Source organism: Kaarinaea lacus, from assembly GCF_975902315.1.
Genome location: NZ_CDLKIE010000501.1, coordinates 1 through 8265, shown reverse-complemented (window position 1 = coordinate 8265; position 8265 = coordinate 1). Strand labels below are relative to the sequence as shown.

Genomic DNA, 8265 nt, shown 5'->3' with positions numbered 1-8265 from the left:
TTAAACACCCGCACGGCGTCTTCAACGGTCCTTGTCATAGGACCTGCAATATCACGATTAAACAACAGTGGGACAACGCCATCTCGACTCGTCGCTCCTATGGTAGATCGTATGCCTACCAAAGCGAGGTGTGATGCGGGGCCACGGATTGAATTTCCAGTATCCGAACCCATGCCCACTAAACCAAAGTTAGCAGCCACTGCAGATGCGGTACCGCCACTGGATCCTGCAGGCACTCTATCCAGGTCGTATGCATTGCGTGTTTCGCCGTGCGTAGAACTAATAGTGAAATAAGGGCTAAATGCCCACTCTGCCATATTGGACTTGGCAATTATAATGGCACCCGCTTCCCGTAACTTTTTCACCATAAAAGCATCGTCAGGAGGAATAGAATTTTTCAACACTATTGAACCTGCAGCGGTAGGCATGTCTGCCGTGTCAAAATTGTCCTTGAGAATCACCGGCACACAATGAAGTTCTTTCAGTTTTCGACTTTCCTTAAACTCTGAATCCAGCCACCTGGCGCGCTTCATTGCATTCGGGTTTATCAATATGATGGCATTTAACCTGGTAGTCTTGTCATATTTTTGAATACGATCCAGGTAGATGCTTACCAGTTTTTCACAACTTAAACTGCCATTTCTGAATGCGTCATGCACACGAGAGATAGTAGTCTCCTGCACCTGAAAGTTAGATGATTGAGAAACAGGTTCGGATGAAGGCTTGCACCCGGAATAAAGAATTAAACAGCAAATTAGCATCAGGTGTTTTGATTTGGATGCCAGTATCATAACAGATCCTTAATGTTTATTTTTCCGATTGCTTTACCTGCTGGTACAGGACTTCCATTTCATCAATCGTCATTTTCTCCAGCAGTTTATCTTGCTGTAGCGCCAGGGTTTCAACGGCTTTGAATCGGCGTTCGAATTTTGCATTGGAACGCCTAATTGATGTTTCCGGATCAATCGCCAAGTGCCGTGCCAGGTTAGAAACAGCAAAAAAGAGATCCCCTATTTCGTCTTCAACGAGTTGATGATCCGCTTGCTGCTCGATTTCCTGTTTGACCTCTTCCAGTTCTTCAATAATTTTTTCCAGGATTGGTGCTATGGATGTCCAGTCAAACCCGACGCGTGCTGCCCGCCTCTGTAGCTTAACCGCTCGGGTAAGCGCCGGCAGGCCCAGGGGTATACCGTCCAACAGACTCAATTGAGTTGCAGTTTGTTTTTTCTGTTGTCGTTCCACATGTTTGTGCTTTTCCCATGCGTGAGTTTGCGCCTCAGCATCTTCAATTTTTTCATCGCCAAAAACGTGTGGATGGCGTCGATGCATTTTGTCAACAATGCTGTTAACCACATCATTAAAATCAAAACATCCCTGCTCAGCGGCCAGTTGCGCATGAAACACCACCTGAAATAACAGGTCACCAAGTTCGTCCTGTAATTCCGACATATCCTCTCTCTGTATAGCGTCTGAAACCTCATAAGCTTCTTCTATAGTATAGGGAGCGATGGTTTGAAAAGTTTGCGCTCGATCCCACGGGCAACCTTGACTCGGATCACGTAACTCTTTCATTATATTCAATAATTTATTTATACTGGTCAATTTTTAACCTCTAAGTTTTTGATAATAAATGAATTACGTCACAGAAAAGAATTCAATCATACAGGGCTTGTAGCCGACTTAACTACTGTGATTTAATTCACTGTATACCTTTTCAACGTGTATAAATATAAAGCTACACTTAGCAGTACCCCGGAGTTGTTTAGTATGCATAAGTTACTGAAATTAGCCAAATACCTCGTCGTCACAGGAAGTTTATTGCTTGCTGCGTCAACGACTTATGCTGAAAGGCTGGAATCACTCACAGAAGGGCAAAAAGCGTTTAATCGTGGTGATTACGCGAAAGCACTTGAGCTGTGGCAGCAATTAGCTGACAACGATCAACCCGAGGCCCAGGTATTTGTAGGGCTGGCATACGCCAATGGTTGGGGGGTAAAGAAAAACCTTGAAGAAGCTTCAAACTGGTATATGCGTGCCGCTGAAAATAACAGCCCTTCCGGCCAGTTTCTGTTAGGCCTGCATTACGTCACCACCGGGGTCAATCAATATGATGTCCGGGTTGGCATTAAATGGTTGAAGCGTGCTGCGGACAATGGCGACAAACAGGCAATCCGGTTTCTCAAGAAAGCCAAACGTCGTAACTGGTTTAGTGATCTAAAGGGTGACTCAAAGATTGATCGCTACAAGCTGGAAAGAGAAGGCAAAAAGACGTTGAAGAATCTGTCAATCACTTCCAAAGGCGTGCCGAAAATGCCTGCGCCTACGCTTTAATTTTTCTAACTTAAATCAAACGCTATAATTCTTCATCAACCGGGCTCGTATCCGGCGAGTTCCACGTAACCCTTTCCTGCAACGATACGATTGCTATTTTTGTATTTGCCGGAAACTTTCACGGAACCTTCCCAATAGCGAATCGTGGTATTCATTTCCTGATCCTCAACCGCAGGTGTTACCTGTAATTCCAGTGACTCGGAAGGAATGCTGATTTTCCATCCTGAAGGATAGGTTATATTGCTGTGAGGGCTGGTCCAGTGGCGAATGACATCAATATTCACATCATTCACGGCAAGTTTACGCGAAGTACCATCTTCCTCTACGATAGTGCCAGCACTTTTTAAATCCAGTCCGCCATCTTTACGACGCATGGAAAAAAACATTATTTCCCGGTTATCGTCCAGCTGCAAGGCAAACCAGTCCCAGCCTTCCTGTTCTGGATCCAGCTGGGATGTTGACCATTCACGATCAAACCAGCTGTAACCAGACACTGAAGCTTTTACACCATCAACCGTTATACTACCGACCGTTACCATTTTGGTAATTGAGTAATAATACGATGCATTGCCGGGGCTATCACCTTTAATACTTAATCCTTCATCGCCATGCAGCACAACTGGTTTGGTTTGATTCAATACGAGTGAAATACCAAATCCATCATCAGCTTTCGCAAGAAGTTGAATGGGGAAAACAGTGTCACCAACTGATTCAATCGACCAGTCGTTAACCCAGACTTTAAGTTGCGTGGAATCTCCTTCCAGGCGATCTCGGTAAATGATCGCTGAACCTGCCAAACCCATCGCGTCACGACTAAACTGCTCCGCATAGTAAAATTTATCATTATCAATATCAGTCACCGCCAGGTGAGCCATATAGATATGACTGGTACGCCAGGATGACTCGTTTGTTGCCATGCTGGAGCCATTGGATATAGTAAATTCAGGAGTTATAAATTCCTGTTTCGGCGGCTTTAAGGCAAAGCGAAAAATAGTAAGCTCATATCCAAAGCGTTGCCCTTTGGTAGATAAAACATTTCCCGTGAAATACCACCACTCCTGGCGAAAATCGGGATGCGCAGCGTGATCACGCGGAAAATTGAATTTATACTCCCGGAAAGCCTTCGTATAGGTGCTTGAAATACTATCTGAAAATGCATCTGTCAGATTGACCGCATCCTGGCCCCCCAACGCTTTTGATCGTTCACATGCCGGTAACAGAAATACCGCTGTCAACAAAAAACAGGCAAGTTTAAGATTTGAAAAAGCAAAATTTATCATTAACTATTCCTCCCGTAATGCACCTACGGGATTGCTCTTGGACATTTTAAATGCCGGAATCATTCCAGCGATCATTGCAGCGGTAATGGCCAACAATAAAGATTGCACAAACAACATTGGATCAATCGTTAAATCCATGGACCAGCCGAAGGAACGTCGATTTATAACAAAAATCAGAACCATTGCTAGAATGAGCCCCAGGGGAATTGCCAATATGCCCGCGATCGCTCCTATCAACCCGGTTTCTCCTGCTACCACCAGCCAGACTTCTTGCGGCGTTAATCCCAGCACCCGAAACAGGGCAACCTCTGCGCGACGCTCAAATTGTATAGACATTAGCGCACTGACAATACCAACAAACGCGACAAAGATCGCAAGCAATCGTAATACTTCTGTTACCACAAAAGTCCGGTCGAAGACCCGAATGGAAGCTTCCTTAATTGCCAGATTGGATTTAATTATTAAATCATGTTCTTTTTCGCCGCTCGCACTCCTGGCTTGATAGTCAGCCACTACTGCACGCAATTTATCAATAAAATATTTTACATTTACACTGGGATCAGTATGTAATCCAAGCGATGTTATCGTACGATCATCCCAATAACGTTCATAGGTATTGCGATTAATGGTGACAATACCCTGATCTGATCCGTAGTCGACATATATTCCAATCACCTTAAAACTTCGCAACCCTTTGTCCGTGGGTAATACCAACATCTCACCCACATCTATACCATATTTGTAGGCATAGGGCTCTGAAACCAGCAACCCATCTTCGTCAAAAAATCCCTGTTGTGCTCGCGCATAATCACCCTGCTTCAATTCGAACATACTAAACATATTGTGCGGTATCTTTAACACATGCAGTTCTGTTATGCCCTTTGGTGCCTGCAGTTGCACGTTTCGTACTACGCTCACTGCACGAATTTCTGGCATTGACTTGAAACGCTCCACCCATACCGGAGACAGGTTGCCTTTATTACGGCTGGAGTTGACCCCCGGTGTAGTAACAAACACATCCGCTCGCAGAGTATTATCCAGCCACGATATGACAGATCCCCTGAAGCTATCTATCATCACCGCCACGCCGATTGTAGTTGCAATTGCGACTGTTAAAGAGGCTATCGCTATGCTGGTACGACTCAGGGATGAACTGACACTACGCGCCGAAATATTACCCAGGGTACCCAGAATTTTGTTATGAACCGGAACAGCAAGATTAACCAGCATTAATGTCAATTGAGGCACGTACAGGGCAAAACCGGCAATAATAAAGAAAAGTCCAGCGAAACTAAGCCACAAAAAATCGTTGGGGATTATCAATACCAGTGCACCTAGAAACATTAATCCACCGCCAATAAACTTGGACCAGCGAAATGCTTCACGATATTTGGCTTCTAATGTCGAGCGAGCCAGGGAAGACCGCGGTGTTGATTTCGTTGCTTCGTAGGCGGGCAAAAATCCGGTTAGCGCAGTTGCTACAACACCAATAAACAGGCCCTTGATAATCGAAACATATGAAATATCCAGGGATTGTATATTTAGCACAAAGTACAAATCGTTGATCGTGCGCGTTACCAGCTGCAATAAACCATCTGCTAACACTATCCCAAAAAATATACCCAACCAGGTAGACCACAATCCGATAAGGATACATTCTGCAAAAATCATTTTAAAAATTTCGCTGCGAGTAACCCCTAAAGCCCGCAATGAACCCATGATTTGCCGACGCAGAACAACAGCAAACGTCATAGTATTATAAATAAGAAACATACCCACAATTAACGCCAAAAGACTTAACGCTGTCAGGTTGGTCTCAAAAGCCTTGGTCATTTGCGACAAAGCATAATTGCGTGCATTGGAACTGACGATATCAACGTTGGACGGGAGCGATACCTTTAATTCCTGCAATAAACGCTTACCTTCACTAGTCTCGGGTAAAATAACATCAATACGCGATAAATTCTTGTGAATTCCCAGCACTTCCTGGGCGGTTGCGATGTCTACAAATAGAATGGATGATAAGGCCAGTTCATCCAGCTCTTTTTCATCATTTATTAAGCCAACGATTGTGAATGTAACCTCAGATCCTGAGATTAAAAAACTCAATTGTTCATTAACTTTCACGCCCAAACGCTTGGCAGTGGATCGGGCAAGAATCATTGTATTGAGCTCGCCGAGGAAGCGCGCCGTGTCGATTCGTTGCACTGTATTCTGGAGATGGCTGCGAAAAGGTTTTTCTGCAAATAGATCAATACCTACAATCTGAAATACATTACCATCTTCCTGCTTTCCATCATCACGCCCCTGTAATTTCGCGTATCCTTCCACTATAGGTGCTATCGTCGTTAATTCTTCTTTCTTTCTAAGTTCCAGAAACAGCTCTTCAGGCACGCCATGCGACGCACCGATGATTTGATGAGTGGTATTACCGGTTAAAGCCCCGGCAGACAGTTCAAAGGCTTTTTGTGCGCTGCTATTGGTTAAATCTATCGCCACAACGACGGCCACACCAAGTGTAATACCCACCGTCGAAAGCAAAATCTGCCATGGATGTTTGATATAGTGGCGAACTGTGGCTTTCCATAAAATCACACCGATTCACCTTTGGAATGCTGCTCAATCAATTGTCCCTTACGGAATACAAAAATACGGTCAGCCAGCTGGGCAACTTCCTGACTATGCGTTACCAGCACCAGGGTTTTTCCTTCCTTACGTACCAGGGTGGTCATTAGATTAAGCACCTGGCGACTGGTATCCGAATCAAGATTACCGGTAGGCTCATCAGCCAGTAACAGTAATGGTTTGTGTATTAATGCACGAAGAATCGCCACACGTTGCTGTTCGCCCCCAGATAACTTATCCGGGAAACTGTTTACCCGATCAGTAAGGCGTACTGCGCTTAATAATCGTGCCACATGCTCATGATGAGCTTTTTTCAGTTTTCCCGTTAACTCTAACGGCAATAGTACATTCTCAAGTACCGTCAAGGTGGGTATTAAATTAAATAGCTGAAATATAAAACCAATATTTTGCCGACGGAACAGTGTGCGATCCTGTTCGGATAAATTAGTAATATCAATATCGTTTACGATCACTTGCCCGGAACTGGGCTCATCGATACCACTTAAGATATTAAGAAGTGTTGATTTGCCAGAACCACTACGTCCTAACAGTACGACAAATTCACCCGGTTGAATTTCCAGATCAACGTCTTTGAAAACTAATCGTTGCTGGTCGCCTTCCGTATAATACTTACTGATATTTTTTAAAACTATATGCGCCGAATTCGACATAGAATCTAACCGTTCTTTTTATAGTATTTTAGTATACCGCTACATCACGTTACACTTTTTAAGCAACGTGAAAATAACATTTTAAGCGCATCATTTGTCATTAAGACAAATCTTGTTCCGCTTCCCCATTAATTATTGATAATAATTATTACAAATCTTTTTTTTAAACAGCACCAACAACCAGGCTAAGTCTAAAACGCCACAGTTAAAGCTAAGGGAGTATATCGAATGAGCTGGATAATTAGTTTTGTGCTGATGTACTGTTCGATGTCGACGAGTTCAATACTAACAGCAATTCGCTCAGTGATTTTCCTGCTTGCCTTGATTGATCCATATTAGGATCATAGGAAGCAAGAAAATTCATGGCACGTTGGTCTCCATCCCTAGCCGCCATCGTCATTAACGCCTGGCCCCGAACTAGGTTCCCGTTATTAAACGCCATAATCGCTTCGTTATAGGTGCAAGCAGCATGCACTCCAGACGCCAATAACGTGGATATTAAAAATGCGCAACAGACAATGACAGATCTATACATTTTGAGTCGTCTATTATTCGTACAACCTAAGTTTCTAATTAACAAATACTTTGTGCCTGGGCGATGTTAATTAATTATTGTAAGCCGTTCTACTTAACACTGTGTTAAGTTATGGCATTCATCGTTAATGATGTCAATGAACGATAGCTCAAACTTCTAAGCTTTTCAATCAATCTTTTATTATAACTTATTGTTCTTTATACTATTAATTAAAAGTGATATTTTTAGAACCGATTTAAATCAGCAGATTATGAACACTCTAATCCTGGCGTCCACATCTCCATTTCGGCAACAAATTTTACAGAAACTGAAAATTGACTTCGAAATCGATTCACCCGATGTTAACGAACAAGCTCTGGAGAACGAATCTCCTACCGACCTGGTAAAACGTTTGTCCAAAGCAAAGGCATTGGCCGTCGCGAAACGCCACCCGGCAGCGCTGATCATTGGATCCGATCAAGTAGCGGTACTCAATAAGCAAATACTGGGAAAACCACACACTCACGACAATGCGGTACAACAGCTAAAAGCTGCGTCCGGAAAACGCATCGAGTTCCTGACAGGACTATGCCTCTACAACAGTGCAACCCAACAGGCTCAAGTCGCGTGTGTTCCTTTTACAGTCCATTTTCGTCAGCTTGACGATGATCAAATTGAACGCTACCTGAAACAGGACCAACCCTATAATAGTGCCGGTAGTTTCAAGTCTGAAGGTTTAGGAATTTCATTGTTTGAAAAATTAGAGGGCGATGATCCCAATACCCTCGTTGGATTACCGCTTATTGAGCTGGTGCGGATGTTGAAAAATGAAGGAATAGATATT

The 8265-nt window shown here is 43.5% G+C and carries 8 protein-coding genes; 2 read left to right on the top strand and 6 right to left on the bottom strand.

The features are described from left to right. Together ACWVCM_RS15650 and mazG are read right to left on the bottom strand one after the other, a co-directional pair. Positions 1–659, bottom strand: a 659-nt coding sequence (locus ACWVCM_RS15650; RefSeq protein ID WP_455202699.1) for an amidase, incomplete at its 3' end; no start/stop codon positions are given. Positions 660–807: 148 nt separating this feature from the next. Beyond that, positions 808–1581, bottom strand: coding sequence for a nucleoside triphosphate pyrophosphohydrolase (mazG, locus tag ACWVCM_RS15645; protein WP_455202700.1), 774 nt, complete (start codon positions 1579–1581; stop codon positions 808–810). A gap of 186 nt (positions 1582–1767) precedes the next feature. Between mazG and ACWVCM_RS15640 the strand changes: the two genes are divergently transcribed. Continuing rightward, positions 1768–2331 carry a hypothetical protein gene (locus ACWVCM_RS15640; RefSeq protein ID WP_455202698.1) on the top strand — a complete coding sequence of 188 codons (564 nt, stop codon included), beginning with the start codon at positions 1768–1770 and terminating at the stop codon, positions 2329–2331. A gap of 35 nt (positions 2332–2366) precedes the next feature. Here ACWVCM_RS15640 and ACWVCM_RS15635 read toward each other — a convergent pair whose 3' ends face one another. The 4 genes from ACWVCM_RS15635 to ACWVCM_RS15620 all read right to left on the bottom strand — a co-directional run bounded on the left by ACWVCM_RS15635 (position 2367) and on the right by ACWVCM_RS15620 (position 7301). Further along, positions 2367–3611, bottom strand: coding sequence for a lipocalin-like domain-containing protein (locus ACWVCM_RS15635; RefSeq protein ID WP_455202697.1), 1245 nt, complete (start codon positions 3609–3611; stop codon positions 2367–2369). A gap of 3 nt (positions 3612–3614) precedes the next feature. After that, positions 3615–6206, bottom strand: a complete 2592-nt coding sequence (locus tag ACWVCM_RS15630) for an FtsX-like permease family protein (RefSeq protein ID WP_455202696.1) — start codon at positions 6204–6206, stop codon at positions 3615–3617. Further along, positions 6203–6907, bottom strand: a complete 705-nt coding sequence (locus ACWVCM_RS15625; RefSeq protein WP_455202695.1) for an ABC transporter ATP-binding protein — start codon at positions 6905–6907, stop codon at positions 6203–6205. Before ACWVCM_RS15625 ends, ACWVCM_RS15630 begins: the two co-directional genes overlap by 4 nt. A 241-nt stretch (positions 6908–7148) precedes the next feature. After that, the gene (locus tag ACWVCM_RS15620; protein ID WP_455202694.1) at positions 7149–7301 is read right to left on the bottom strand and encodes a hypothetical protein; all 153 of its coding nucleotides are present in this window, start codon (positions 7299–7301) and stop codon (positions 7149–7151) included. Positions 7302–7692: 391 nt separating this feature from the next. On the opposite strand from ACWVCM_RS15620, the gene ACWVCM_RS15615 reads away from it, so the two are divergent. Continuing rightward, the coding region (locus tag ACWVCM_RS15615; RefSeq protein WP_455202693.1) for a Maf family protein at positions 7693–8265 on the top strand (573 nt) is incomplete at its 3' end.

What these genes read in the sequence shown, in the direction of transcription:
- ACWVCM_RS15640 (WP_455202698.1), top strand. Translation starts at nt 1,768, where the DNA reads ATGCATAAGTTACTGAAATTAGCCAAATACCTCGTCGTCACAGGAAGT.
- ACWVCM_RS15635 (WP_455202697.1), bottom strand. Translation starts at nt 3,611, where the DNA reads ATGATAAATTTTGCTTTTTCAAATCTTAAACTTGCCTGTTTTTTGTTG.
- ACWVCM_RS15625 (WP_455202695.1), bottom strand. Translation starts at nt 6,907, where the DNA reads ATGTCGAATTCGGCGCATATAGTTTTAAAAAATATCAGTAAGTATTAT.
- ACWVCM_RS15620 (WP_455202694.1), bottom strand. Translation starts at nt 7,301, where the DNA reads ATGGCGGCTAGGGATGGAGACCAACGTGCCATGAATTTTCTTGCTTCC.